This is a genomic window from Streptomyces hilarionis, from assembly GCF_024539675.1.
GTDB lineage: Bacteria > Actinomycetota > Actinomycetes > Streptomycetales > Streptomycetaceae > Streptomyces > Streptomyces hilarionis.
In genome coordinates this window covers 67938-91110 of the sequence record NZ_JAHHIT010000039.1, presented here as the reverse complement: position 1 = coordinate 91110, position 23173 = coordinate 67938, and the positions used below count along the sequence as shown (strand labels likewise).

Here is a 23173-nt window from a genome sequence, read left to right as displayed (position 1 = left end):
GTGCGGAGCCCGACGGCAGGTGTCCCCAATGTGTCCAAGCGCTTGCTCGTTCTGCTCTTGTGTCCGCTCCGTCGCGTTCATAGCATCACTGGTGTTACATCGGTTGTGTCACAGCAAGGGGGCTGGATGACGACGGAACGGACGACCGGGCAGGGCCCGCTGACGGGCGTGCGGGTGGTGGAGCTCGCCGGGATCGGCCCCGGCCCCTTCGCCGGCATGCTCCTGGCGGACCTGGGCGCCGACGTCGTCCGCGTGGACCGCCCCGGCGGAGCCTCCCTCGGCATCGACCCCGCCCGCGACGTCACCAACCGCAACAAGCGCTCCGTGGTCATCGACCTGAAGGCGCCGGACGGCCCCGCGCGCGTCCTGGACCTCGCCTCCCGGGCCGACGTCCTCATCGAGGGCAACCGGCCGGGCGTGGCCGAACGCCTGGGCGTCGGACCCGCCGACTGCCACGCCCGCAACCCCCGACTGGTCTACGGCCGGATGACCGGCTGGGGCCAGCAGGGCCCGCTCGCCGACCGCGCGGGCCACGACGTCTCCTACATCGCCCTCACCGGCGCCCTGAGCATGATCGGCGACCCCGGCCGGCCGCCGCCCGCCCCCGCCAACCTCCTCGGCGACTACGCGGGTGGCTCGCTCTACCTCGTGGTCGGCGTCCTCGCGGCCCTGCACCACGCGCGCGAGAACGGCGTGGGCCAGGTGGTCGACGCGGCCATCGTCGACGGCGTCGCCCACCTCTCCGCGATGATCCACGGCATGCTCGCGGCCGGCGGCTGGCAGGACCGGCGCGGCGCCAACCTCCTCGACGGCGGCTGCCCGTACTACGGGACGTACGAGACCGCCGACGGCGGCCACATGGCGGTCGGCGCGCTGGAGCCGCAGTTCTACGACGCGTTCGTGGACCTGCTGGGCCTCGAGGACTTCCGCGACGCCCGCAGGGACTGGACCCGCTGGGGCGAGCTGCGCGAGGCCGTCGCCGCCCGCTTCAAGGCCCGCACCCGCGCCGAGTGGACGACGGTCTTCGACGGCTCCGACGCGTGCGTGGCGCCCGTCCTGTCGCTGCGCGAGGCGCCCCGTCACCCGCACCTCGCGGCCCGCGGCACCTTCGCCGACCACGGCGGCATCACCCAGCCGGCCCCCGCGCCGCGGTTCTCCGCGACGCCCACGGCCCTGCGCACCGGGCCGGCCCTGCCCGGCGCCCACACCCGCGAGATCGCCCGTGACTGGGACATACCCGAGCTCGTGACGGACCCCGAGCAGCCCTCCCCGAACACCGCGTCCCGGGGCGACTGACCCCGCCCGGTTCGGCCCACCCTCCCGAAAGGCTTGACCTGTGAGCACCGAAGCGTACGTCTACGACGCGATCCGCACCCCGCGCGGCCGCGGCAAGGCCAACGGCGCCCTGCACGGCACGAAGCCCATCGACCTCGTCGTCGGCCTCATCCACGAGCTGCGCGACCGCTTCCCCGGCCTCGACCCGGCCGCGATCGACGACATCGTGCTCGGCGTGGTCGGCCCGGTCGGCGACCAGGGCTCCGACATCGCGCGCATCGCCGCCCTCGCGGCCGGCCTGCCCGACACCGTGGCCGGCGTACAGGAGAACCGCTTCTGCGCCTCCGGTCTGGAAGCGGTCAACCTGGCCGCGATGAAGGTCCGTTCGGGCTGGGAGGACCTGGTCCTCGCGGGCGGCGTGGAGTCGATGTCCCGGGTGCCGATGGCCTCGGACGGCGGAGCCTGGTTCAACGACCCCATGACCAACCTGGCCGTGAACTTCGTGCCGCAGGGCATCGGCGCCGACCTCATCGCGACCATCGAGGGCTTCTCCCGCCGGGACGTCGACGAGTACGCCGCCCTGTCGCAGGAGCGGGCGGCGACGGCCTGGAAGGAGGGCCGTTTCGACCGCTCCGTCGTCCCGGTCAGGGACCGCGCCGGCCTGGTCGTCCTCGACCACGACGAGCACCTCCGCCCCGGCACGACCGCCGACTCGCTGGGCCGGCTGAAGCCCTCCTTCGCCGACATCGGAGAACTGGGCGGGTTCGACGCGGTGGCGCTCCAGAAGTACCACTGGGTGGAGAAGATCGACCACGTCCACCACGCGGGCAACTCCTCCGGCATCGTGGACGGCGCCTCCCTGGTCGCGATCGGCACCAAGGAGGTCGGCGAGCGCCACGGACTCACCCCCCGCGCGCGGATCGTCTCCGCGGCCGTGTCCGGCTCCGAGCCGACGATCATGCTCACCGGCCCCGCGCCCGCCGCCCGCAAGGCCCTCGCGAAGGCCGGCCTGACCATCGACGACATCGACCTGGTCGAGATCAACGAGGCGTTCGCGGCCGTCGTCCTGCGCTTCGTCAAGGACATGGGGCTGTCCCTGGACAAGGTGAACGTCAACGGCGGCGCGATCGCGCTCGGCCACCCCCTCGGCGCCACCGGCGCGATGATCCTCGGCACGCTCGTCGACGAACTGGAGCGCCAGGACAAGCGCTACGGCCTGGCCACCCTCTGCGTCGGCGGGGGCATGGGCATCGCCACGATCGTCGAACGCGTCTGACCACCCCAGCGGCAACCCACGACTTCTCCGGAGACCCCGACATGACACAGAGCACCGCCATCCGCTGGGAACAGGACCGCACCGGCCTCGTCACCCTCGTACTCGACGACCCCGACCAGTCCGCGAACACCATGAACGCGGCCTTCCGCGCCTCGCTCGCCGCGGTCGCCGACCGGCTGGAGGCCGAGCAGGACACCGTCCGGGGCATCGTCTTCACCTCCGCCAAGAAGACCTTCTTCGCCGGCGGCGACCTGCGCGACCTGATCCGTGTCACCCCCGACACCGCCCGCGAGCTCTTCGAGGGCGGCCTGGAGATCAAGCGCAACCTCCGCCGCATCGAGACCCTCGGCAAGCCCGTCGTCGCCGCCCTGAACGGCGCGGCCCTCGGCGGCGGCTTCGAACTCGCCCTCGCCTGCCACCACCGCGTCGCCCTCGACGCCCCCGGCTCGAAGATCGGCTGCCCCGAGGTCACCCTCGGCCTCCTCCCCGGAGGCGGCGGCGTCGTGCGCACCGTGCGCCTGCTGGGCATCACCGACGCCCTGCTCAAGGTCCTCCTCAAGGGCACCCAGTACAGCCCCCGCCAGGCCCTGGAGAACGGCCTGGTCCACGAGGTCGCCGCCACCCCCGAGGAGCTCCTCGCCAAGGCCCGCGCCTACGTCGACGCCCACCCCGAGTCGCGCCAGCCCTGGGACGAGCCGGGCCACCGCATCCCCGGCGGCACCCCGTCGAACCCCCGGTTCGCCGCCAACCTCCCCGCCTTCCCGGCCAGCCTGCGCAAGGAGACCAACGGCGCGCCCTACCCGGCGCCGCGCGCGATCCTCGCCGCCGCCGTCGAGGGCGCCCAGGTCGACTTCGACACCGCGCAGGTCATCGAGGCCCGCTACTTCGTCGAGCTGGCCGCGGGACAGACGTCGAAGAACATGATCCAGGCGTTCTTCTTCGACCTCCAGGCCGTCAACTCCGGCGTCAGCCGCCCCAAGGGCGTCGAGCCCCGCACGGTCCGCAAGGCCGCCGTCCTGGGCGCCGGGATGATGGGCGCGGGCATCGCCTACGCGTGCGCCCGCGCGGGCATCGACGTCGTCCTGAAGGACGTCTCCCTGGAAGCCGCCGTCAAGGGCAAGGGCTACTCCGAGAAGCTCTGTGCCAAGGCCGTCGCCCGGGGCCGCACCACCCAGGAGAAGGCGGACGCGCTCCTGGCCCGCATCACGCCCACCGCGGACCCCGCCGACCTGGCCGGCTGCGACGCCGTCATCGAGGCCGTCTTCGAGGACACCGCCCTCAAGCACAAGGTGTTCCAGGAGATCGAGCACATCGTGGCCCCCGACGCCCTGCTGTGCTCCAACACCTCCACCCTGCCGATCACCGCGCTGGCCGAGGGCGTCGAGCGCCAGGACGACTTCGTCGGCCTGCACTTCTTCTCGCCCGTCGACAAGATGCCCCTCGTCGAGATCATCAGGGGCGGGCGCACCGGCGACGAGGCGCTCGCGCGCGCCTTCGACCTGGTCCGCCAGATCAGGAAGACCCCGATCGTCGTCAACGACTCGCGCGGCTTCTTCACCTCACGGGTGATCGGCCACTTCATCAACGAGGGCGTCGCCATGGTCGGCGAGGGCATCGAGCCCGCCTCCGTGGAGCAGGCGGCCGCGCAGGCCGGCTACCCGGCCAAGGTGCTCTCCCTGATGGACGAGCTGACGCTCACCCTGCCGCAGAAGATCCGCCGGGAGTCGAGGCGGGCCGTCGAGGAGGCCGGCGGCACCTGGACCGCGCACCCCGCCGAGGCCGTCATCGACCGCATGGTCGACGAGTTCGGGCGCACCGGGCGCAGCGGGGGAGCGGGCTTCTACGAGTACGCCGAGGACGGCGCGCGGGCCCGACTGTGGCCGGGGCTGCGCGAGCACTTCACGCGCGAGGGGGCCGCGATCCCGTTCGAGGACATGCAGGAACGCATGCTGTTCTCCGAGGCCCTCGACACCGTCAGGCTGCTGGAGGAGGGCGTCCTGACCTCGGTCGCCGACGCCAACATCGGCTCCCTGTTCGGCATCGGCTTCCCCGGCTGGACCGGCGGCGTGCTGCAGTACGTCAACGGCTACGAGGGCGGGCTCCCCGGCTTCGTGGCACGCGCGCGGGAGCTCGCCGAGCGCTACGGCGACCGCTTCACCCCGCCCGCGCTGCTGGTGGCCAAGGCGGAGAAGGGCGAGACGTTCACCGACGCGCGCTGAGCCGTCGGCCGTCTCACGGGGAGCCGTCCGCAGGCGGCTCCCCGAGCCATTCCCGCAGCTCCTCGGTGAGCGAGCGCTGGAAGGCCGTCAGCAGGGCCTGCACGACCAGCGGCTGCATGTGCGCCGACAGCGAGCGCACCGCCCGGGCGTCGCGCTCGGGCACCTCCTCGCGCAGCAGCCGCGACAGTTCGTGGGCCGCGGCGCGCGCGTGGTCGAGGAGGACGCCGCGCGCAGCGCGGATCGACTCCTGCGACAGCGGCACGTCCAGGAGCCGCACGCCGAGGCGCAGCAGACCCGGATCGACCCCGTACCCGTCCTGTTCGCGGCGTACGACGTTCATTGCGACGAGACGGTCCACGTCCTCCTCGCCCAGCGGGCGGCCCGCCCGGCGCACCAGTTCCTCCCGCGACACCGTCTCCACCGCGTCGGGCGCCCAGGAGGCCACCACGGCCCGGTGCACCGCCAGGTCACGGGCGTCGAGCCCGGGCGGCAGCCGGTCGAGGTACCGCTCGATCGCCGCCAGGGTCAGGCCCTGCTCGCGCAGCTCCTCGATCAGCGCGAGACGGGCGAGGTGCCCCGACCCGTAGTGACCCACCCGGCGCGCACCGATGACCGGCGGCGGCAGCAGCCCCTTGGTGGAGTAGAAGCGCACGGTGCGCACCGTGACCCCCGCCCGGGCCGCCAGCTCGTCGACCGTGAGGGCCGGCTCGTCGGTCTCGATCGTCATGTGCAGCAGTATCGCTGTGACACCGGTGCTGTGAAACCCGGGGCGGCGGAGTGCGGAGCAGCGGTGTGGGTCCTGTGAGAAGCGACGCTGTGTGACATCGCCCACCGCATGCTCACCCTGCGTTCTGGGAAGGTGCTGCCTTGGTCTGTGCCCCTACCCGGGTGCCGCGGGCCACGACCGTACGGACACCCGGGCGTACCAGGCCCGGGCGCACCAGAGAGTGGAACCACCCGTGAGCAAGGACAGCGTGCGCACGGCCGACGTCGCCGCCCCGCCCCGGACGAGCGCGACACCCGCGGACGCGGGCGACGCCGGCTACAGCAAGGACCTCAAGCACCGCCACGTCAACATGATCGCCATCGGCGGCGCCATCGGCACCGGCCTCTTCCTGGGCGCGGGAGGACGCCTGCACAGCGCCGGCCCGGCTCTGGCGCTCGCGTACCTGGTCTGCGGCGTCTTCGCCTTCTTCGTGGTCCGCGCCCTCGGCGAGCTGGTCCTGTACCGGCCGTCCTCGGGCTCCTTCGTGTCGTACGCGCGCGAGTTCCTCGGCGAGAAGGGCGCCTACGTCGCCGGCTGGATGTACTTCCTGAACTGGTCCACGACCGGCATCGCCGACATCACGGCGATCGCGTTGTACACGCACTACTGGAGCATGTTCACGAGCATCCCCCAGTGGGTGCTGGCGCTCGTCGCGCTCGCGGTGGTGCTGGCGGTGAACCTGATCTCGGTGAAGATCTTCGGCGAGATGGAGTTCTGGTTCGCGATCGTCAAGGTCGCCACCCTCGTCGCCTTCATGTGCATCGGCATCTACCTGCTCGCCACCCGGCACGAGGTGGCCGGTCAGACCCCCGGCATGGGCGTGATCACGGACCACGGCGGCCTCCTTCCGCACGGCGCGATGCCCGTGGTCCTCGTCATGCAGGGCGTGATCTTCGCCTACGCGGCGCTCGAACTGGTCGGCGTCGCCGCGGGCGAGACCGCCGAGCCGGAGAAGGTCGTCCCGCGCGCGGTGAACTCCATCATGTGGCGCGTCGGCCTGTTCTACGTGGGCTCCGTCGTCCTGCTCGCCCTCCTGCTCCCCGGCTCGCTCTACTCGGCCGACGAGAGCCCCTTCGTCACCGTCCTGTCGAAGATCGGCGTCTCCGGCGCCGGCGACGTGATGAACCTGGTGGTCCTGACGGCCGCCATGTCGTCGCTGAACTCCGGCCTGTACTCCACCGGGCGCATCCTGCGCTCCATGGCGACGGCGGGCTCGGCGCCGAGGTTCACCGCCCGCATGAACCGCAGCCAGGTCCCCTACGGCGGCATCCTGCTCACCTGCTCGGTGTGCGTCCTCGGCGTCGGCCTGAACTACCTCATGCCCAGCCAGGCCTTCGAGATCGTGCTGAACATCGCCTCTCTCGGCGTCATCAGCACCTGGGTGATCATCATGGTCTGCCACCTCGTCTTCGTCCGCCGCGCGCGGGCCGGACTGGTGCGGCGGCCCTCCTTCCGCCTCCCGGGCAGCCCGGTCACGGAGACCGTCACGATCGTCTTCCTGGTCGCCGTCCTCGGCCTGATGTGGAACGACCCCGAGGTCGGCCGCAAGACGCTGCTGCTGATCCCGGTCGTGGCGGCCGCCCTCGTCGCCGGCTGGTTCGCGGTCCGCGACCGGGTGTCCAGGGCGGCGGACGCGGAGCTCTCCGAGCTCCGGAAGTAGTCCCTGCGGGAACTCGGCGCGTCCGTCCACATGCCGCCGATAGGCTGCGGGCCGGCCGGAGGCGAGTGGTCCCGTGGGGAGCCGCTCGTCGCCGGGCGGCTGGTGGCGCGGTGCGTCGCGGCGACGGTGTACGACCACGGGGGAGGATGACGCACATGGGCGCGCAGATCGACGGGGGCGTCGAAAAAGACGTCGACGTCCTGGTGCTGGGCGGGGCCGGCGTGGACACCATCGTGTACGTGCCGGAGCTGCCGCTCCCGTACGCCGACAGCTACATGATCGACAGCGGCATCCGCGCCCGCGCCGGGCAGACCGGCGACTTCGTCGCCCTCGGCCTCGCCGCGCTCGGCCTGCGCACCCACCACCTGGACTTCCTCGGCGACGACCCCGAGGGCGACCTCGTGCGCGCCCTGCACCGGGACCGGGGCATCGCCCTCACCGGGATCCCGCAGCCCGCGGGCACCAAGCGCGCGGTCAACATGGTGAGCCCGGACGGGCGGCGGCTGTCGCTGTACGACAACAGCCGCAGCCGCCCGGACGACCGCTTCCCCGAGGACACGCTGCGCGCCCTGGCCGAGGCGAGCCGCCACGCGCACGTGTCCATCACCCACCCCTGCGCCGAGGCGCTGCCCGTGCTCCGCGCGGCGGGCGTGGGCATCTCCACCGACCTGCACAACTGGGACGGCGAGAACCCCTACCACGAGGCCTTCGCCTACGCGGCGGACGTCGTGTTCGTCTCCGTCACCGCGTTGCGCGACCCGCACGCGACCATGCGCCGGATCGCCGAGCGCGGCCGAGCCGAGGCGGTCGTCGCCACGGCCGGCGCGCAAGGGGCATATCTGCTGACGGACGGCGAGCTGACCCACGTCCCCGCCGTCGCCCCGGCGGCGCCGGTGGTCGACTCCAACGGCGCGGGCGACGCCTTCGCGTCCGCCTACCTCTTCGGCCGCCTCAGCGGCGAACCACCCCTGCGGTGCGCCGAGTACGGCGCGCTGGCGGGGGCGTACGCCTGCACGGTGCCGGCCACCCGGAGCGCCGCCCTGTCACGCACCGCCCTGCTGGCCGCGGCGGCCTCCCCGGCCGGCACGGCCCCGGCCGCCGACAGCCCGGGAGACGTGGGCTGACCCGTCGGCGGGACGGGAAGCGGGTCCGCCGACGCCCAGTCGCCCCGCGTCAGTTCTGCTTGCGTCTGGCCACCGCCAGGCCGACCACCCCGACCAGGGCGACGACCGCGCCCAGCAGGGTGAGCAGCGGCGCCCCGCCGATCAGTCCGACGGCCAGGACGGCAGCCCCGACGAGCGGCAGCACCCGCCACACGCCCAGACCCTCGTTGTTGTTGCGTGCAGTCGCCATGACCCGCTCCCCGTTCTCTCCGGTCTCCGCCTGAACGGCTTGTTACCCATGACCGCCCGCCGTCAGACAGGAGTTCGCACCGAAACCGCCCGGCCGCGGCCGACGGGGAAGGGGTCAGTGCGCGTGGACGGCGTTCGTCGCGGCGATCCTCTTCCAGGACTTCGGCGCCACGGGCGCGGCCGCGGGCCCGGCGATCGACGCCGTGCGCGCCGCGGGCGCCCCGGGCTTGACCGGCTGGAACAGCCAGGTGTCGAACAGGGCGTCCAGCCGCTTGCCGGAGACCTGCTCGGCGTAGTGCCGGAAGTCGGCGACGGTCGCGTTGCCGTACGCGTGCTGCCGGGGCCAGCCCTTGAGGACGGCGAAGAACGCGTCGTCGCCGATCTCGTTGCGCAGCGCCTGCACGGCCAGCGCGCCGCGGTCGTAGACGGCGACGTCGAACTGGTTCTCCGGGCCCGGGTCGCCGGGCTCGACCGTCCAGAACGCGTCGTCGGCCGGGTGCGAGGCGTACACGTAGTCCGCGAGCTCCTGCGCCGTCCCCTCGTCCTCGTGTTCGGACCACAGCCACTGCGCGTACCGGGCGAAGCCCTCGTTCAGCCAGATGTCCTTCCAGCCCGCCACGGAGACGAAGTCGCCGTACCACTGGTGGGCCAGCTCGTGCACCACCACGGAGGTGTTCGAGCCGCTCGCGAACTGCCGTGGGCTGTAGTAGGGCCGGGTCTGCGTCTCCAGCGCGTACCCGGTGGTGGTGTTCGGCACGTACCCGCCGAGCGCGTCGAAGGGGTACGGGCCGAAGTAGCCGCTCAGCCAGTCGGCGATCTCCCCGGTCCGCCCGACGCTCGCCCGCGCCGCTCCGGCGTTGTCGCCCAGGGCGGTGCTGTAGGCGTTGACGACCGGGATGCCGCTCTCGGTCGTGCCGGTCGTGATGTCGAACCTGCCGACCGCGAGGGTGGCCAGATACGTGGCCTGCGGCTTGTTCGACCGCCAGTTGTAGCGGGTCCAGCCGGCCCGTGAACTCGTGGACTGCAACGTGCCGTTGGAGACGGCCTGGGCGCCGTCCGGCACCTGGACCGACACGTCGTAGGTGGCCTTGTCGAGGGGGTGGTCGTTGCTGGGGAACCACCACCAGGCCGACTCGGGCTCGTTCGCGCCGACCCCGCCGTCCGGGGTGCGGTGCCAACTGGTGAAGCCGTACGCCTGCTTCGACGAGGGGACGCCGCGGTAGCGCACCACGACGGTGATCGCCGCGCCCTTGGGCAGCGCCGTCTTCGGCGTGATCTCCAGCTCGTGCTCGCCCGAGGAGGCGAAGGCCGCCTTCACGCCGTCGACGCGCACCTCGCTGACATCGAGCAGGAAGTCCAGGTCGAAGCGCGACAGTTCCTGTGTGGTCGTCGCGAGGAGGGTCGCCGTCCCTTCCAACTCGTCCGTGGCGGGCTGGTACTTCAGCCGCAGGTCGTAGTGGGAGACGTCGTATCCGCCGTTGCCGTAGGCCGGGTAGTAGGGGTCGCCGATTCCCGGGGCGCCGGGGGAGAAGCCCGCGGCCGACGCCGGGATCGCCAGCAGGACGGACGCGGCGGCGAGTGCGCCGGGCGTGAGGACGGTGCGCTGCACGAAAGCTCCAAGTCGTGGGGGCAGGAGAACTGCCGGGAGCCTATGGACTCCTCGTGACCAGGACCTGCCCATCGCCACCCCTGTCACACGATCGCCATTCGGCCTTCATGCGCGGCCCGTCCGCACGGTCGGGTTTTCGGCCACGGCCCCGCCCGTGCCCCGGCGGCCACCATGTGCCACCTTCTGCACGGGAGTTGACGGGAGTACCGTCCCGCGCATGCCGACACGCATGCGCTTCACGACCTGGAGAACGCTCGCGACCGCCGTCATCACCCTCCTGGTGGCCGCCTTCCTCACCCCGGCAGCGGCCCACGGCGCCCCCCGCGAGAGCCGGCCCGTGTACTCCTACGCGAACGCCGTCCGCGAAGCCGTCTGGGTCGACACCGGGCTCGACGCCGACGGCGACGGCCGAACGGACCGGGTCGCCGCCGACATCGTCCGCCCCCGCGAACCCGCCGCCCGGGGCCGCAAGGTGCCCGTGATCATGGACGCGAGCCCCTACTACTCCTGCTGCGGGCGGGGCAACGAGGGGCAGCTCAAGACGTACGACGCGGCCGGCAACGTCGTCCGGATGCCGCTGTTCTACGACAACTACTTCGTCCCGCGCGGCTATGCCGTCGTCGGCGTCGACCTGGCCGGCACCGGCCGCTCCGACGGCTGCGAGGACGTGGGCGGCCGCTTCGAGGTGCAGTCCGCCAAGGCCGTCGTCGACTGGCTGAACGGCCGTGCCAGGGCGTACACCACGCGCACCGGCGGCACCACCGTCACCGCGGGCTGGACCGACGGGACGACCGGCATGATCGGCAAGAGCTGGGACGGCACCATAGCCAACGCCGTCGCCGCCACCGGCGTGCGCGGCCTGCGCACGATCGTGCCGATCAGCGCCATCTCCTCCTGGTACGACTACTACTTCGCCCAGGGCGCGCCCCTCTACGACTCCGGCCCGGACGCCCTCTCCGACTACGTCACCTCGCCCGACGCGCGCGCCCGGTGCACGACCGTCCGGCGCCGCCTCGTCGACGACGCCCCGCGCACCGGCGACCGGACGCCGCTGTGGACCGAGCGCGACTACGTCAAGGACGCCCGCAAGGTGCGGGCCAGCGTCTTCCTCGTGCACGGCATGCAGGACCTCAACGTCCGCACCAAGCACCTCGGACAGTGGTGGGACGCCCTCGCGAAGAACGGCGTCGAGCGCAAGATCTGGCTCTCCCAGACCGGGCACGTCGACCCCTTCGACTTCCGCCGTGCCCACTGGGTCGACACCCTGCACCGCTGGTTCGACCACGAACTCCTCGGCTACGACAACGGCATCGACCGCGAACCCATGGCCGACGTCGAACGCCACCCCGACCAGTGGGTCACCTCGACGTCCTGGCCGCCGCACGGCACCCGGACCGCGACCCTGCGCCCGACCGCCGGTGCACGGCCCGGCGTCGGCGCCCTCGGCCTGCGCAGGGGCACGGGCAGCGCGACCTTCACCGACGACCCGCGGCTCGACGAGACCGACTGGGCCGCCCGGATCGACACGCCGACCCCGGACAAGGCCGGCTTCGCCACCGGCGCCCTCACCCGCCCCCTGCGGCTGTCCGGCTCCTCCCGGGTCACCGTCACCGCCACGCCCACCACGGCGACGGCCCACCTGAGCGCCGTCCTCGTCGACCTCGGCCCCGACACCGTCCGGGACTACGCGGCGAGCGGAGAGGGCATCACGACCCTGGCCGAACGCACCTGCTGGGGCGAGAGCACCGAGGGCGACAGCGCCTGCTTCAAGGAGACGAAGGCCACGACGGCCGACGTCGGCGCCACCGTCGTCAGCCGGGGCTGGGCCGACCTCGGCACGTACGCCGACCCCGGCAGGGGCGTGCCGCTCACACCCGGGCGGGCGTACACGATCACCCTGGACCTCGCGGCCACCGACCACGTCGTGCCGGCCGGTCACCGCCTCGCGCTGATCGTGGCGGGCACCGACAAGGACCTCATCGACCCGCCCGCCGACACCCCGACGCTCACCGTGGACCTGTCCCGCACCTCGGCCCGGGTCCCGTTCGTGGGCGGGGCGAAGGCGTTCGCCGCCGCGACGGCCGGGGCCCGAGCGCCCGCCACCGCCGCGCACGCGGCCCCGCCCGCGGGCGCGGGCCCGGGCGCGCCGAAGGGCGGGGTCCGGATCCCCTGACCGGTGCACCGACGACAGCCGGGCCGACCGGGGGCCGACCGCCCCCGGTCGGCTCCGGCCACCTCCGGTCGGCTCCGGCCGCCTCCGTACGCAGGACGGGGCAGCAGGCCGGGCCGGCGGACGGTTCAGCAGGTCGGAGCGGCAGAACGGTTCAGCCGCCGGGGGCGGCCAGCGCGGCCGCCTCCTGTGCGCAGCCCCAGGCCACGGTCACCCCGGCGCCGCCGTGCCCGTAGTGGTGGACGACCGTGCGTCCGTCGGGCAGCGTCTGCCGCTCCAGCCGTACCGCCGGCCGGACCGGCCGCAGGCCCACCCGGTGGTCCAGGATCCGCGCCCCGGCCACCTCCGGGCGCAGGGCGGCGCACCGCCGCACGATCGCCTCCGCCCGCGCCGGATCCGGCTCCAGGGAGTGGACGCCGTCCTCGGACGTGCCGCCCAGCAGCAGCCGCCCCGGCTGCGGGAAGAGGTAGGTCAGCTCCCCGGCCGCGGTGGTGGACACGAGCCAGGTGTCCACGCCCGGGTTCTCCACCACGACCAGCTGCCCGCGCACCGGCCGCACCGAGGCGTCGCCGACCAGGTCGCGGGCGCCCAGCCCGGTGCAGTTGACCACGACGGGCGCGTCCACCGCCGCCAGGTCCGACACGGCGCGCTCCTCGACCGTGCCGCCGGCCCGCAGCAACCGCGCCCGCAGCCACGGCAGGTACGCCGCCATGTCGATCAGCGGCAGCCGCGTCCACACCGCGTCACGCGCCGGGTGCTCCGCGGCGGTGGCCCGGCGCAGCACGGGCAGCCGGCCCGCCGCCCAGCCCTCGACGCCCGCCGGGTCCACCTCGCCCATGGCCCCCTCGACGAGCCGCACGCCGGTCTCCCCGGGCCGCTCGGCCAGCCTGCGGTACTCCTCCAGGGAACGCAGCGCCCACGCGCGTGCCGACGCCTTCGGCTCGATGTGGTAGGGCCACCACAGCGCGCCCGCGACGGCGGACGTGGTCCGCTCCGCGGGCTCCCGCGTCCACACCCGTACCCGCAGGCCGCGCTCGGCCAGGACGACGGCCGTGGTCAGGCCGATGACCCCGCTCCCGACGACGACGATCCCGCCGCCCCGCTGAATGTCCACGCGGGGGACGGTAACCGACGCCGGGCCACGGCGTCGCGGGGAGTGCGCCGCCGGGAAACCCCGGACGCCGGGGGCGGCCCACGCCCACTAGGATCTACCGTCTGATGACTGCCACCCTCGTCGCCAAGAACCTCGCCGCCGGACACGGCGACCGCTCCCTCTTCTCCGGGCTCGACCTCGTCGTCGCCCCCGGGGACGTGATCGGGCTGGTCGGAGCCAACGGCGCGGGCAAGTCCACCCTCCTGTCGCTGCTGGCCGGCCTCACCGCGCCCGAGCAGGGCGAGCTGCGGCTCTCCCCGCCCACCGCGACCGTCGGCCATCTGCCCCAGGAGCCCGAACGCCGGCCCGGCGAGAGCGTGCGGGAGTTCCTCGCGCGCCGCACCGGCGTCGCCGAGGCGCAGCGCGAGATGGACGAGGCCACCCAGGCCCTGGTCGACGGCGCGCCGGGGGCCGACGACGCCTATGCGACGAGCCTGGAGCGCTGGCTCGGCCTCGGCGGCGCCGACCTCGACGAGCGCGCCGAGGAAGTCGCCGCGTCGCTCGGCCTGGGCGTCGGCCTCGACCAGCCGATGACCTCGCTGTCCGGCGGACAGGCCGCCCGCGCGGGCCTCGCCTCCCTGCTGCTGTCGCGCTACGACGTCTTCCTCCTCGACGAGCCGACCAACGACCTCGACCTCGACGGCCTGGAGCGCCTCGAACGCTTCGTGACCGGCCTGCGGGCGGGCACGGTCGTCGTCAGCCACGACCGCGAGTTCCTCACCCGCACGGTCACCAAGGTCCTCGAACTCGACCTCGCCCAGCAGCAGATCAACCTCTACGGCGGCGGCTACGACGCCTACCTGGAGGAGCGTGACGTGGCGCGCAGGCACGCCCGCGAGGACTACGAGGAGTACGCGGACAAGAGGACCGCCCTGCACGAGCGAGCCCAGACCCAGCGCTCCTGGATGGACAAGGGCGTCAAGAACGCGCGCCGCAAGGCGGCCAACGACAACGACAAGATCGGCCGCAAGTTCCGCAGCGAGGCCAGCGAGAAGCAGGCCGCGAAGGCCCGGCAGACGCAGCGCATGATCGAGCGCCTGGAGGTGGTCGACGAGCCGCGCAAGGAGTGGGAGCTGCGCATGGAGATCGCGGCCGCCCCGCGCTCCGGCGCGGTCGTGGCCGGCCTGCGCGACGCCGAGGTGCGGCGCGGCGACTTCCGTCTCGGACCGGTGACCCTGCAGATCGACTGGGCCGACCGGGTCGCGGTGACCGGCGCGAACGGCGCGGGCAAGTCCACCCTGCTCGGCGCGCTCCTCGGGCGGATCCCGCTGGACGCCGGACACGCGGCCATGGGCTCGGGCGTCCTGGTGGGCGAGGTCGACCAGGCGCGGGCGCTGTTCCACGGTACGGAGCCGCTGCTGGAGGCGTTCCGGGCCGCCGTCCCCGACACCGAGCCGGTCGAGGTGCGCACCCTGCTCGCCAAGTTCGGCCTGAAGTCGGACCATGTCATGCGCCCCGCGGGCACCCTGTCGCCCGGCGAGCGCACCCGGGCCGCTCTCGCCCTGCTCCAGGGGCGGGGCGTCAACCTGCTCGTCCTCGACGAGCCGACCAACCACCTCGACCTGCCGGCCATCGAACAGCTGGAGTCCGCCCTCGACGCCTACGAGGGCACGTTGCTGCTGGTCACGCACGACCGGCGCATGCTGGACGCCGTCCACGTCACCCGCCGGCTCGAGGTCGCCGACGGCAAGGTGACGGAGCGCTAGACCGTGCGCCCCGGGTCGTCGCCGGGGACGAGCCGGGTCGCCAGTCCGGGGTAGTCCAGGACGTATCCGTCCGGGTCGAAGACGATGTCGCTGCGGAAGGTCCCCGACGCGAAGCGGACCACCGCGCCGCCCCGCGCGTGCGCGCCCACATGCGTGTACGTCTGCCAGGACGGCCGCACGGTCAGCGCCGGCACCGACACCCACGCCGTCAGCAGCCGTCGTTCGCCGGGCGACCGGTGCAGCCCGTGCCGCAGCACCGGCATGGTGTTGGTGAGCGGGCACAGGCCGAGATCACAGTCGAGGGCCTCGCCGAAGCCGGGCAGGCGCTCGCCGTCGGCCGTCCAGCCGCCCCGCCCGTCGTGCCGCAGATCGAGCGAGCGGGTGCGCTCGGCCGTCTCGACGGTGACGTGCAGGCGGCGCGTTACGAAGCCGTCGGCGGTGTCGAGTGCGTAGGACACCCAGTAGGGCTGCGGCGTGGCGCCGACCGCCCGCCCCCGGGCCCGCAGCGCGCCGTCGTCCGCCTCGGTCCACGCGGTCTCGTACCCGCCGCTCGCCGACACGCTCCAACTGAGGACCCGCGAAGCATCCATACGGTCACTGTACGAGCGGCCCGGGCCACGGCGCGTGCGCCGCCGGCCCGGGCCGTCCCGTCACCGCGTGCTTCAGCCCCGGCCCTTCTTCGGGTCGAGCAGGCCCGCCTTGCGCAGGGCGTCGGCCATCGCGCTGTTCGCGGGCGGCGCCGCGGCCTGCCGCGAGCCGCCCCCGCGCTGTCCGCCGCCCTGTTGCCCGCCGCCCTGCTGCTGCCGCTGGCGCTGCTGGGGCGGACGTCCCCCGCCGCCCCGCTGCTGCCGTCCGCCGCCGGAGGGCCGGCCCTGCTCGCCGGGCGCGGCCGCCTCGTCGTCCAGCCGGAGCGTCAGGGAGATCCGCTTGCGCGGGATGTCCACGTCGAGGACCTTCACCTTGACGATGTCACCCGGCTTGACGACCTCCCGCGGGTCCTTGACGAACGTCTTCGACAGGGCGGAGACGTGCGCCAGTCCGTCCTGGTGGACGCCGACGTCGATGAACGCCCCGAAGGCCGCCACGTTGGTGACGACGCCCTCCAGGACCATCCCCGGGGCGAGGTCGGAGAGCTTCTCCACGCCCTCCTTGAACACGGCCGTCCTGAACGCGGGCCGCGGGTCGCGCCCGGGCTTCTCCAGCTCCTTGAGGATGTCGGTCACGGTCGGCAGACCGAACGTCTCGTCCACGAAGTCCGTCGGCCGCAGCGAGCGCAGCACCGCCGTGTTGCCCACCAGCGAGGCCACCTCCTGCCCGGAGGTCTTCACCATGCGCCGCACCACCGGATAGGCCTCCGGGTGCACGCTGGAGGCGTCGAGCGGGTCGGAGCCGCCGCGGATGCGCAGGAAGCCCGCGCACTGCTCGTAGGCCTTGGGGCCGAGCCGCGGCACCTTCTTCAGCTCCGTGCGGGACGTGAACGGCCCGTTGGCGTCCCGGTGCGCCACGATGTTCTCCGCCAGGCCCGAGGTGATGCCGGAGACCCGGGCGAGCAGCGGCGCGGACGCCGTGTTGACGTCGACGCCGACGCCGTTCACGCAGTCCTCCACCACCGCGTCCAGCGAACGCGACAGCTTCACCTCGGACAGGTCGTGCTGGTACTGGCCGACACCGATCGACTTCGGGTCGATCTTCACCAGCTCGGCCAGCGGGTCCTGGAGCCGGCGGGCGATCGAGACGGCCCCCCGCAGCGAGACGTCCATGTCCGGGAGCTCCTGCGAGGCGAACGCGGAGGCCGAGTACACGGAGGCGCCCGCCTCGGACACCATCACCTTGGTGAGGTTCAGCTCCGGGTGCCTGGCGATGAGGTCGGCGGCGAGCCGGTCGGTCTCGCGGGACGCGGTGCCGTTGCCGATGGCGATCAGGTCGACGGCGTGCTCCGCGGACAGCCGCGCCAGCTTGGCGATCGCCTCGTCCCACCGGTTCGCCGGGACGTGCGGGTGGATCACGTCCGTCGCGACGACCTTGCCGGTCGCGTCGACGACGGCGACCTTCACGCCCGTGCGGAAGCCGGGGTCCAGGCCCAGCGTCGCACGCGTGCCGGCCGGCGCGGCGAGCAGCAGGTCGCGCAGGTTGGCGGCGAAGACGTTCACGGCCTCGTCCTCGGCCGCCGTGCGCAGGCGCAGCCGCAGGTCGATGCCGAGGTGCACCAGGATGCGGGTGCGCCAGGCCCAGCGGACCGTGTCGGTCAGCCACTTGTCGGCCGGGCGGCCGCGGTCGGCGATGCCGAACCGGCCCGCGACCATGCCCTCGTAGGAGGAGGGACCGGGCTGCTCGGAAGGCTCCTCCGGCTCCAGGACGAGGTCGAGGACCTCCTCCTTCTCGCCGCGCAGCATGGCCAGGATCCGGTGCGAGGGCAGCGCGGTGAAGGGCTCGGCGAAGTCGAAGTAGTCGGCGAACTTCGCGCCCGCCTCCTCCTTGCCCTCCCGGACCTTCGCCGCCAGCCGGCCGCGGCCCCACATGCGCTCGCGCAGCTCGCCGATCAGGTCGGCGTCCTCCGAGAACCGCTCGGTCAGGATCGCCCGCGCGCCGTCCAGGGCCGCCTGGGCGTCGGCGACGCCCTTGTCGGCGTCGACGAAGGCGGCGGCCGCCGTGAGCGGGTCGACCGAGGGATCGCCGAGCAGCCCCTGCGCCAGCGGTTCGAGGCCCGCCTCCCGCGCGATCTGCGCCTTGGTGCGCCGCTTGGGCTTGTACGGCAGGTAGACGTCCTCCAGGCGCGCCTTGGTCTCGGCGCCCCGGATCTGCGCCTCCAGCGCGTCGGTGAGCTTGCCCTGCTCGCGCACCGATTCCAGGATCGCCGTGCGCCGGTCCTCCAGCTCCCGCAGATAGCGCAGCCGCTCCTCGAGGGCGCGCAGCTGCGCGTCGTCGAGCATCTCGGTCGCTTCCTTGCGGTAGCGGGCGATGAAGGGCACCGTCGAGCCGCCGTCGAGCAGCTCCACGGCGGCCTTGACCTGCCGTTCCCGTACGCCGAGTTCTTCGGCGATCCTGCCTTCGATGGATCCCGCTTGGATGGACCCGGGTGTCGTCACGATCCCGTACCGCCTTCTCCACTGAGGTTGCGCGGCAATTGTGGCAGGTGGCGCCGACACCCGGGGATCAGGGCGCGGCCGCCGTGCCGGGGTCCGCCCGCTCGGCGGCCTGTCGCCCGCCCGGCCCGGTCACCCCGACGCGGACCAGGCGAACCGCGGCTCCCTGCGCTCCAGGAACGCGGCGACGCCCTCCGCCGTGTCGCCGTTGCCGCGGGCCTGCGCGCTCCAGTGGGCGTCGCGGTCCGTGCGCCCGTCGGCGAACTCCTTGGCGGCGGCCTGCGTGAGCTGGGAGCGGGAGACCAGGATCCGGGTGAACTCCTCGACCCGGTCGTCGAGTTCGTCGGCGGGCAGCACCTCGTCGATCAGTCCGGTGCGCAGCGCCCGTTCGGCACCGATCAACTCGCCGGAGAACAGCAGGTACTTGGCGGTGGCGGGGCCCACCAGGGACACCAGTCGCCGGGTGGCGGAGGACGGGTAGACGATCCCGAGCTTCGCCGGCGTCACCCCGAACAGGGCGCCCTCCTCGGCGAACCGCAGGTCGCACGCGGCGGCGAGCTGGGCGCCGCCGCCCACGCAGTGCCCCCGCACGGCCGCCAGCGTCGGCTTGGGGAACGCGGCGAGGGCGTCCTCGGCGCGCACGGCGAGCGTCTGGGCCTCCTGCGGCGAGTCCTGGAGCGTGGAGATGTCGGCCCCGGCGCAGAAGGTGCCGCCGGCGCCGGTCAGCACCAGCGCCCGCACGCCGGGGTCCGCGGCCAGGGCGTCCAGCAGCGGGGGCAGCGCCGCCCACATCGCGGCGGTCATGGCGTTGCGCTTCGCGGGATGGTGCAGGACGACGGTGGCGACCTGGTCGGTGACGCCGTGCAGCAGTTCGGGCTCCATGTCCGGGATGCTAACCACCCGGCCTCCGGCGCCGGCGGGCGGTCCGCGCGAGGCCGCCGGCGCGCGGGGCGGGCGGGGCGGCGAAGCGGCCGGACGGGACGAGCGGCGCCGTCGAACCCGTACAACCCGAAGAGTGCGCGAAGACGGCGCAGAGGCGACAGAAACGGTCCTGCGCCCGACGCCGTCCTTCTCATGGGGTCGGAAACGCTCATTAACCGCTGACTTCTGTTCAGTGCTGTGGTGACAAGCGTCTCGTTCCCACACTCGACGTGTGGCGACAATCGAGCGCGAGGGCGGCGACCGGACGATGGACGATCACGGGCGCGGGCCCGACCCACGCCCAGCGGGCGGACCGGCCGCACCTTCCGAACTTCCCGAGGAGCCCGAAGCGCGATCACTGCCCTACGAAGGCGTGTGGCGGTTCGGCGCGGCAGCCGTCGACGCCTCGGTCCCGCAGGCGCGGCACGCCGTGCGCGACCTGCTGTACCGCCAGGGCGTGCCGATCACCGACGACGTGGCCCAGGGGCTGCTGCTGATCGTCTCCGAGCTGGTCACCAACGCCGTCCGGCACGCGGCCGTGCTGTCGCCCACGCTGGCGGTGGAGATCGCCGTCGGGGCCGAGTGGGTGCGGGTCTCCGTCGAGGACAGCCACCCCTACCGCCCGACCGCCCTGGAGACCGACCACGGCCGCACGGGCGGCCGCGGACTGCTCCTGGTGCGGGAGATCACCAGGGAGGCGGGCGGGGTGTGCGACGTCGAGCACACCGCGAGCGGCGGCAAGGTGATCTGGGCCGCCCTGCCGCTCAAGCCGGTGCGGCTGCCCTGAGCGTCACCAGCCGGCCGACGGGCCCGTCAGCTCGCGGACCGCGGGCCGCGCGGCGTCCAGCACGGTCATGAACCAGGACGAGAACGGCGCCTCGGCGTGGCGCTCGGCCAGCTCGGCGGCCGTGACGTAGGCCGTGTCGCCGACCTCCTGCGCGTCCGGCCGCAGCGGCGCCTGCACCAGCCCGACGAAGAGGTGGTTGTACTCCTGCTCCACCAGGCCGGAGTCCGGGTCGGGGTGGTTGTAGCGGACGGTGCCGGCCTCGGCGAGCAGCGAGGGGGAGACGCCCAGCTCCTCGAACGTGCGGCGCGCGGCCGCGGCGAAGGGGGCCTCGCCGGGGTAGGGGTGACCGCAGCAGGTGTTCGACCACACGCCGGGGGAGTGGTACTTGCCGAGCGCCCGCTGTTGCAGCAGCAGCCTGCCGCGTTCGTCGAAGAGGAAGACCGAGAAAGCGCGGTGCAGCTGTCCCGGCGGCTGATGGGCTGCGAGCTTCTCCGCGGTGCCGATCGTGACGCCGTCCTCGTCGACCAGCTCCAGCAAGATCGCGTCAGCGGTGCCGTTCGACGAGTTGTGTGTCGCGGTCGCAGGTGTGATCGGCATACCCATCCTTAAGCATCGGTCCTCGCGTCCCCAGTCTGCCGTACGCGTCCGGCACTCCCGGCACTTCGCGCGAACGCGCGCATGTCCCGCGCGCGGCAGGGGACCCGGTAGCTGATCTTGCCCGGCCGCGGGCGCGGGGAACCGCCCGGAACGCCAGTGCGGATACCCCGGGTGGGAGACAGCGCACGCTCAGTGACAGAGCCGGGCCTCGTGCTCCGCGTGCCCGACGGGCTCCAGCTGGAAGGTGCAGTGCTCCACGTCGAAGTGGTCGCCCAGGCAGCCCTGGAGCTCGTGCAGCATCTTCTCGTGGCCGATCGCGTTCAGCGCGTCCGAGGTCACCACCACGTGCGCCGACAGCACCGGCATCCCCGACGTGATCGTCCAGGCGTGCAGGTCGTGGACGTCCTGCACCCCGTCGAGGGCCAGGATGTGGGACCGCACCTCGGCCATGTCGACGTCCTTGGGGGCCGACTCCAGCAGCACGTCGAGCGTCTCGCGCAGCAGCTTCACGGTCCGCGGCACGATCATCAGGCCGATGACGAGCGAGGCGACCGGGTCCGCCGTCTGCCAGCCGGTGGTCAGGATCACCACGGCCGAGACGATCACCGCCACCGAGCCGAGCGCGTCGGCGGCCACCTCCAGGAACGCCCCGCGCACGTTCAGGCTCTCCGCCTGGCCGCGCATCAGCAGGGTGAGGGAGACCATGTTGGCGACCAGGCCGACCGCGCCGAACCAGACCATCAGGCCGGCCTCGGTGGGGGCCGGCGTGAGGAACCGCTGGACCGCCTCGAACAGGACGTAACCGCCCACCCCGAGCAGCAGCAGGCAGTTGGCGAGGGCGGCCAGGATCTCCGCGCGGGCCAGTCCGAAGGTGCGGTGGGTGCTCGGCGGCCGGTTGGCGAAGTGGATGGCGAGCAGCGCCATGCCCAGGCCCAGCGCGTCCGTCGCCATGTGCGCGGCGTCCGCGATCAGCGCGAGGGAGTCGGCGAGGACCCCGCCGACGATCTCGACGACCATGACGCCGAGCGTGATCGACAGCGCGACCCGCAGTCTGCCGCGGTACGCCGCCGCGGCCGTGCCGGTGGTCGGCGCGTGCGCGTGGGTGTGGCCGTGGTCGTGCCCAGCCCCCATGGAAGCCGCCCCTTCGTGATCGGTCGTGTCCGCCCGGGACCACAGTCAACTACGGGTGGGGGGTATCCGGCAACGCGGCACCGAATACCGTTGTCATGTGCCCTGACCTGCGGAAACGATGCCCAGGTCAGGGCGTTCCCGGAGGGCTCGGCGCGGGGGTCCGGGCGCCCGCCCGCTCAGGCGCGGTGCAGCTGCCAGCCGCGCCAGGCCGACTCGACCATCTCGCGCACGCCCCGCCGGGCCGTCCAGCCCAGTTCCCGGGCCGCCAGCTCCGCCGAGGCCACCGCGCGCGGCGCGTCCCCGGGCCTGCGGCCCTCGACCACCGCGGGCCGGGCGTCGCCGGTGACCTCGCCGATGAGCGTGACCAGCTCGCGCACGGAGACGCCCTCGCCGCGGCCGATGTTCACCGTGAGATCGCCCACCGCGTCCGGCGCGGACAGCCGCCGGGCCGCCGCGAGGTGCGCCTCCGCCAGGTCGGCGACATGGATGTAGTCGCGGACGCAGGTGCCGTCGGCGGTGTCGTAGTCCGCGCCGAAGATCCGCGGGGCCTCGCCCCGGGTGAGCCGGTCGAACACCATCGGCACGACGTTGAAGACGCCGGTGTCGGCGAGCTCGGGCGCCATGGCCCCGGCCACGTTGAAGTAGCGCAGGCACGTCGTCGCGATGCCGTGCGCGTGTCCGGCCGCCCGCACCAGCCATTCGCCCGCGAGCTTGGTCTCGCCGTAGGGGTTCACCGGCGAGCACGGGGTGTCCTCCGTGATGAGGTCCACGTCCGGGTTGCCGTAGACGGCGGCGGAGGAGGAGAACAGGAACCGCCGGACACCGGCCGCGGCGACCACGTCGAGCAGGGCGGCCAGACCGCCGACGTTGTCCCGGTAGTAGCGGGTGGGCTGCGCCACGGACTCGCCGACCTGCTTGTGCGCGGCCAGGTGCACCACGCCCGTCACACAGTGCTCGGCGAGCACCCGCTCGACCAGGGCGGTGTCGAGGGCCGAGCCCCGCACGAGCGTGACGTCCGCCCCGAGCCGCACGGCCGAGCCCGTGGAGAGATCGTCCACCACGACCACGCGCTCGCCGGCCTCGGTCATGGACCGTGCGGTGTGCGCCCCAATGTATCCGGCTCCGCCGGTGATCAGCCACGTCATGCCTGAGACCCTATGCCGACGCGTGAGCACCCCGCCGGGGTGGGGTTTGTCGGCGATGTCGGCTCTGCGCGGCACGGGTTTGTCGGCCGGGCCGCCGATCACCGATGATGATCTCGGCAAAGGCAGGTTCAAGCCGGGGCCGGACCGGGTTCGCGCCCGGGCCGCCGGATCGGGGCCGATCGGGCCCGAACGGGCGGTGAACACGGCCCCGTCGGCATCCGATAGCCTCAGCCGACATGCCGCCCGCCTGGCGCGGCCACCGGTGAGACCGCCGGTGCGGCCAAGGGGCGCCCCCCATTCTGTACATGACCGGCGTGCGCGCC

The 23173-nt window shown here is 73.4% G+C and carries 18 protein-coding genes and 1 pseudogene; 9 read left to right on the top strand and 10 right to left on the bottom strand.

All coding sequences use genetic code 11. The features are described 5' to 3' along the window. The first annotated feature begins 126 nt into the window (after positions 1–126). Genes KMS84_RS07985 through KMS84_RS07975 form a run of 3 tightly spaced genes read left to right on the top strand, consistent with a single transcriptional unit; the run spans position 127 to position 4770 of the window. Positions 127–1296 carry a CaiB/BaiF CoA transferase family protein gene (locus KMS84_RS07985; protein WP_256915371.1) on the top strand — a complete coding sequence of 390 codons (1170 nt, stop codon included), beginning with the start codon at positions 127–129 and terminating at the stop codon, positions 1294–1296. Positions 1297–1336: 40 nt separating this feature from the next. Next, a complete protein-coding gene (locus KMS84_RS07980) occupies positions 1337–2551 on the top strand; it encodes an acetyl-CoA C-acetyltransferase (RefSeq protein ID WP_256915370.1) in 1215 nt (404 codons plus the stop codon). A gap of 41 nt (positions 2552–2592) precedes the next feature. Continuing rightward, positions 2593–4770, top strand: coding sequence for a 3-hydroxyacyl-CoA dehydrogenase NAD-binding domain-containing protein (locus tag KMS84_RS07975; protein WP_256915369.1), 2178 nt, complete (start codon positions 2593–2595; stop codon positions 4768–4770). A 13-nt stretch (positions 4771–4783) separates the two neighbouring features. On the opposite strand, the gene KMS84_RS07970 is transcribed toward KMS84_RS07975, so the two are convergent. Further along, positions 4784–5497, bottom strand: coding sequence for a MerR family transcriptional regulator (locus KMS84_RS07970; protein WP_256915368.1), 714 nt, complete (start codon positions 5495–5497; stop codon positions 4784–4786). 232 nt (positions 5498–5729) lie between these two features. Between KMS84_RS07970 and KMS84_RS07965 the strand changes: the two genes are divergently transcribed. From KMS84_RS07965 to KMS84_RS07955, 3 genes and pseudogenes are all read left to right on the top strand, one after another. After that, positions 5730–7196, top strand: coding sequence for an amino acid permease (locus KMS84_RS07965; RefSeq protein WP_256915367.1), 1467 nt, complete (start codon positions 5730–5732; stop codon positions 7194–7196). 9 nt (positions 7197–7205) lie between these two features. Further along, positions 7206–7346, top strand: a pseudogene (locus KMS84_RS07960) (Appr-1-p processing protein); the annotation flags it as partial. A gap of 5 nt (positions 7347–7351) precedes the next feature. Then, positions 7352–8320, top strand: a complete 969-nt coding sequence (locus tag KMS84_RS07955) for an adenosine kinase (RefSeq protein ID WP_256915366.1) — start codon at positions 7352–7354, stop codon at positions 8318–8320. A 49-nt stretch (positions 8321–8369) separates the two neighbouring features. On the opposite strand, the gene KMS84_RS07950 is transcribed toward KMS84_RS07955, so the two are convergent. Both KMS84_RS07950 and KMS84_RS07945 read right to left on the bottom strand, forming a co-directional pair. Beyond that, complete coding sequence (locus KMS84_RS07950) at positions 8370–8549, bottom strand: hypothetical protein (RefSeq protein ID WP_256915365.1); 180 nt, start codon at positions 8547–8549, stop codon at positions 8370–8372. Between the two features lie 114 nt (positions 8550–8663). Continuing rightward, positions 8664–10181 carry a M1 family metallopeptidase gene (locus tag KMS84_RS07945; RefSeq protein WP_285893268.1) on the bottom strand — a complete coding sequence of 506 codons (1518 nt, stop codon included), beginning with the start codon at positions 10179–10181 and terminating at the stop codon, positions 8664–8666. Positions 10182–10374: 193 nt separating this feature from the next. Here KMS84_RS07945 and KMS84_RS07940 point away from each other — a divergent pair, with 193 nt between their 5' ends. Further along, positions 10375–12330, top strand: coding sequence for a Xaa-Pro dipeptidyl-peptidase (locus tag KMS84_RS07940; RefSeq protein ID WP_256915363.1), 1956 nt, complete (start codon positions 10375–10377; stop codon positions 12328–12330). Positions 12331–12481: 151 nt separating this feature from the next. Here the strand turns inward: KMS84_RS07940 and KMS84_RS07935 are convergent, their stop codons facing one another. Continuing rightward, positions 12482–13441: an NAD(P)/FAD-dependent oxidoreductase gene (locus KMS84_RS07935; RefSeq protein ID WP_256915362.1), complete on the bottom strand. Its 960-nt coding sequence runs from the start codon at positions 13439–13441 to the stop codon at positions 12482–12484. A 104-nt stretch (positions 13442–13545) separates the two neighbouring features. Here KMS84_RS07935 and KMS84_RS07930 point away from each other — a divergent pair, with 104 nt between their 5' ends. After that, the gene (locus tag KMS84_RS07930; protein ID WP_256915361.1) at positions 13546–15186 is read left to right on the top strand and encodes an ABC-F family ATP-binding cassette domain-containing protein; all 1641 of its coding nucleotides are present in this window, start codon (positions 13546–13548) and stop codon (positions 15184–15186) included. On the opposite strand, the gene KMS84_RS07925 is transcribed toward KMS84_RS07930, so the two are convergent. From KMS84_RS07925 to KMS84_RS07915, 3 genes are all read right to left on the bottom strand, one after another. Continuing rightward, positions 15183–15776: a putative glycolipid-binding domain-containing protein gene (locus KMS84_RS07925; protein ID WP_256915360.1), complete on the bottom strand. Its 594-nt coding sequence runs from the start codon at positions 15774–15776 to the stop codon at positions 15183–15185. The two genes, KMS84_RS07930 and KMS84_RS07925, sit on opposite strands and share 4 nt — an antisense overlap. Before the next feature lie 72 nt (positions 15777–15848). Next, positions 15849–18272, bottom strand: coding sequence for a Tex family protein (locus KMS84_RS07920; RefSeq protein ID WP_256915359.1), 2424 nt, complete (start codon positions 18270–18272; stop codon positions 15849–15851). 129 nt (positions 18273–18401) lie between these two features. After that, complete coding sequence (locus KMS84_RS07915; protein WP_256915358.1) at positions 18402–19151, bottom strand: enoyl-CoA hydratase/isomerase family protein; 750 nt, start codon at positions 19149–19151, stop codon at positions 18402–18404. Positions 19152–19458: 307 nt separating this feature from the next. On the opposite strand from KMS84_RS07915, the gene KMS84_RS07910 reads away from it, so the two are divergent. After that, complete coding sequence (locus KMS84_RS07910) at positions 19459–19977, top strand: ATP-binding protein (protein WP_256915422.1); 519 nt, start codon at positions 19459–19461, stop codon at positions 19975–19977. Between the two features lie 3 nt (positions 19978–19980). On the opposite strand, the gene idi is transcribed toward KMS84_RS07910, so the two are convergent. The 3 genes from idi to galE all read right to left on the bottom strand — a co-directional run bounded on the left by idi (position 19981) and on the right by galE (position 22850). Further along, positions 19981–20574, bottom strand: a complete 594-nt coding sequence (idi, locus tag KMS84_RS07905; RefSeq protein ID WP_256915357.1) for an isopentenyl-diphosphate Delta-isomerase — start codon at positions 20572–20574, stop codon at positions 19981–19983. Positions 20575–20763: 189 nt separating this feature from the next. Continuing rightward, positions 20764–21705, bottom strand: coding sequence for a cation diffusion facilitator family transporter (locus KMS84_RS07900; protein WP_256915356.1), 942 nt, complete (start codon positions 21703–21705; stop codon positions 20764–20766). A gap of 176 nt (positions 21706–21881) precedes the next feature. After that, positions 21882–22850 carry a UDP-glucose 4-epimerase GalE gene (gene galE / locus KMS84_RS07895; RefSeq protein WP_256915355.1) on the bottom strand — a complete coding sequence of 323 codons (969 nt, stop codon included), beginning with the start codon at positions 22848–22850 and terminating at the stop codon, positions 21882–21884. Positions 22851–23173: the final 323 nt, after the last annotated feature.

Excerpts from the sequence above, each read along its gene's own strand:
- idi (WP_256915357.1), bottom strand. The coding sequence starts at position 20,574 with ATGCCGATCACACCTGCGACCGCGACACACAACTCGTCGAACGGCACC.
- KMS84_RS07915 (WP_256915358.1), bottom strand. The coding sequence starts at position 19,151 with ATGGAGCCCGAACTGCTGCACGGCGTCACCGACCAGGTCGCCACCGTC.
- KMS84_RS07985 (WP_256915371.1), top strand. The coding sequence starts at position 127 with ATGACGACGGAACGGACGACCGGGCAGGGCCCGCTGACGGGCGTGCGG.
- KMS84_RS07900 (WP_256915356.1), bottom strand. The coding sequence starts at position 21,705 with ATGGGGGCTGGGCACGACCACGGCCACACCCACGCGCACGCGCCGACC.
- KMS84_RS07955 (WP_256915366.1), top strand. The coding sequence starts at position 7,352 with ATGGGCGCGCAGATCGACGGGGGCGTCGAAAAAGACGTCGACGTCCTG.
- KMS84_RS07975 (WP_256915369.1), top strand. The coding sequence starts at position 2,593 with ATGACACAGAGCACCGCCATCCGCTGGGAACAGGACCGCACCGGCCTC.
- galE (WP_256915355.1), bottom strand. The coding sequence starts at position 22,850 with ATGACGTGGCTGATCACCGGCGGAGCCGGATACATTGGGGCGCACACC.
- KMS84_RS07940 (WP_256915363.1), top strand. The coding sequence starts at position 10,375 with ATGCCGACACGCATGCGCTTCACGACCTGGAGAACGCTCGCGACCGCC.
- KMS84_RS07930 (WP_256915361.1), top strand. The coding sequence starts at position 13,546 with ATGACTGCCACCCTCGTCGCCAAGAACCTCGCCGCCGGACACGGCGAC.
- KMS84_RS07910 (WP_256915422.1), top strand. The coding sequence starts at position 19,459 with ATGGACGATCACGGGCGCGGGCCCGACCCACGCCCAGCGGGCGGACCG.
- KMS84_RS07950 (WP_256915365.1), bottom strand. The coding sequence starts at position 8,549 with ATGGCGACTGCACGCAACAACAACGAGGGTCTGGGCGTGTGGCGGGTG.
- KMS84_RS07925 (WP_256915360.1), bottom strand. The coding sequence starts at position 15,776 with ATGGATGCTTCGCGGGTCCTCAGTTGGAGCGTGTCGGCGAGCGGCGGG.
- KMS84_RS07970 (WP_256915368.1), bottom strand. The coding sequence starts at position 5,497 with ATGACGATCGAGACCGACGAGCCGGCCCTCACGGTCGACGAGCTGGCG.